This window comes from Kitasatospora sp. NPDC056731 (genome assembly GCF_040687675.1).
GTDB lineage: Bacteria > Actinomycetota > Actinomycetes > Streptomycetales > Streptomycetaceae > Kitasatospora.
In genome coordinates, this window is the sequence record NZ_JBFBNR010000104.1 from 1 (window position 1) to 1,853 (window position 1,853).

The 1,853-nt window shown below is 67.6% G+C and carries 1 protein-coding gene; it reads left to right on the top strand.

What is annotated here, in order from left to right; translation table 11 throughout:
• Positions 1-183: 183 nt before the first annotated feature.
• Positions 184-1,791, top strand: a complete 1,608-nt coding sequence (locus AB0R04_RS38860; RefSeq protein ID WP_363378899.1) for an IS4 family transposase — start codon at positions 184-186, stop codon at positions 1,789-1,791.
• The last annotated feature ends 62 nt before the right edge of the window (positions 1,792-1,853 follow it).

The window sequence follows — 1,853 nt, forward strand, 5'->3', positions numbered from 1 at the left end:
ACGCAAGGAGAACGCCGAGCTCCGCCGGTCCTGCGAGATCCTCAAGGCCGCCTCAATGCCGCTCAGTTAGCGGGGTTGCCGTTCGCGTTGGACAAGCTGTGAACGGTGCGAGGTTTCTATGAGACGACGACGTCGCAGATAGGAGGTGCTGTAGCCAAGGCAGCCCGTCCGTAAGGAACTTCGTTGCTCGTCGAGTCTGGCGTGTCCGGTATGGCCGTGGCCGTTTGCCCTCCCGCTGCCGGCAGGAGACCGTCATCGAAGCGTGGCGCTGAGGTTCGGGTCGGTGATCACATCGATCTGGGCGTGCTGACAGGTGAGTTGCCGCCGTTGCTGATCGATGAGGTGCTGCAGGAGACCGGGCGGTGTGAGAAGCGGCACCGGAGGCTGCCGGCCCGGGCCGTGGTGTACTTCGTCCTGGCGATGTGCCTGTTCAGTGGGTCTGACAGCCTGTGCCCGCCGGGATATCGGTCGGTCATGGGCAACCTCCTGACAGGCCTGCACGACCTGTGCCGCGGCGGTGGATACACCCTTGCGACCAGTTCCGCACTGACCCAGGCCCGCCAGAGGCTCGGCGCCGCTCCGCTCAAGGCGCTGTTCGACCGTGTGCGCGGCCCGATCGCTCCGCCGCGCTCGCCGTGGGCTGAGGCGTTCGGCCTGCGGGTGGTGGCGCGGGACGGGACGACGCTGGAGGTCGCCGACAGCCCGCCGAACGCCGCCCGGTTCGGGCACGTCGGCCACAGCAAGGACAACCCCGGCACGGACGCGCGGGCCCGGGCGGTTGCGGCAGTCGAACGGTCTGGACGGAGCAACGGCGCCAGCCTGGGTTCGAACCCGCTGGTCCGGCTGATGATGCTCGTCGAGTGCGGGACCCACGCGGTCATCGATGCGGTGTTCGACGCGGCCTCGTCGGTGTCCGAGCTGGTCCTGGCGGGACGACTGGTCGACTCACTCAGCCGGGGCATGCTGCTGCTGGCCGACCGCAACTTCGCCGGACACGAGTTGTGGGGCCGATGCGCGGACACCGGCGCCGACCTCCTGTGGCGGGTGAAGAAGAACCTGGTGTTCTTCGTGGTCGAGCCGCTGCCCGACGGGTCCTTCCTCTCTGTGATGCCCACGCCGACCGAGAGCAGGCGGCACGGGATGGCCCGCTTCCATGGCCGGCCGATCGATGCACCACCACAGGGGCATCCGATCCGGGTGATCGAGTACACCGTTACCCTCACCGGGACGGACGGGGCCGAGCGCGTCGAGCCGTTCCGGCTGGTGACCACACTCCTCGACCACCGGCGGGCACCGGCCATCGAGTTGGCGGCGCTGTATGCCCAATGTTGGGAATCGGAGACTGCCTACTCCAACTTCAAGACGCGCATACGGGGCGCGGACACCGTGTTGCGCTCGCGCGGCCCCAGCGGAGTGGAGCAGGAGATCTACGCGTTCCTGGTGCTCTTCCAGACTCTGTGCCGAATTCAGGTAGCCGCTGCCACGCGCGGACACATCGACCCCGACCGGGTCTCCTTCACCATCACCATCCGCGCCGCCCGCATGCACGCAGCCCGCCCCAGAGCCCTACTCACCACACGGCAGCAACGGCAGGAGCACGATGACTTCCTCGACGAACTCCTTCGCGACAGACTTCCCAGGCGTCGGCCCCGGCAGTGCCCCCGCCAGCGCAGACCTTCAAGGAGCAGATACGCCTCGAAACGTCGTGACCAACCCCGCCCGTCCATCAGAGCTGCCTGCCAGATCCTCATCGCCGAGCCGCCAGTGATGCACGGGTATGCGCTTAACTGAGCGGCATTGAGGCTGCCTTGAGGATCTCGCACGAGCGCCGCAGCTCGGCGTTCTCCTTGCGC